Annotated in this window: 1 protein-coding gene; it reads left to right on the forward strand. The window is 26.1% G+C overall.

Features of this window, described 5'->3' with window-relative positions; genetic code table 11:
- A partial coding sequence (locus tag HUN22_RS17615) for a hypothetical protein (RefSeq protein ID WP_174732069.1) occupies positions 1–505 on the forward strand: 505 nt, incomplete at its 5' end.
- Positions 506–533: the final 28 nt, after the last annotated feature.

Here is a 533-nt window from a genome sequence, read left to right on the forward strand (position 1 = left end):
GGAGTTAATTGTACAAAGTTTTGGTTTGCCAGCTGAAGATTTTGGTCTTACCTTACACTTGTTGGTGCTTATTTGTTATATACCAGCAGCAATAGTATTTACAATTTTGGGATGTTCCATAATATATTTTGGATTGTCATTATTTATTTTTCTAATAATCCTGAAAAATATGTTGTATAGTTTTGTTCATCCTATTTTAGTTGTGTGTGGTAAAGCTAAATTAGATGAGAAAATACATCAGGACCATAGAATTTTCTTACATTTTTTAGTTTTTGCTATTAATAGTCTATTATTGATTGGAATGTTTAAATTTATTATTAATCATCAATCTTCATTTTATCCATATATTAGATCTATTGCTTATAATACAGATTACCAGTATTTATATAATTATCCTAAGATCGATAAGGGTAAAAAAACTAGATTACACGCAAATAATTATTTTTCTATTATGGAAGGATGTGGGAAGAATCTTAAAGTTACAATGAAAAAAATAGAAGATTAATAGCTTTGAAAAATAGTCTGTCATTGAT

The organism is Acinetobacter lactucae, assembly GCF_013344765.1.
GTDB classification, from domain to species: domain Bacteria; phylum Pseudomonadota; class Gammaproteobacteria; order Pseudomonadales; family Moraxellaceae; genus Acinetobacter; species Acinetobacter lactucae_A.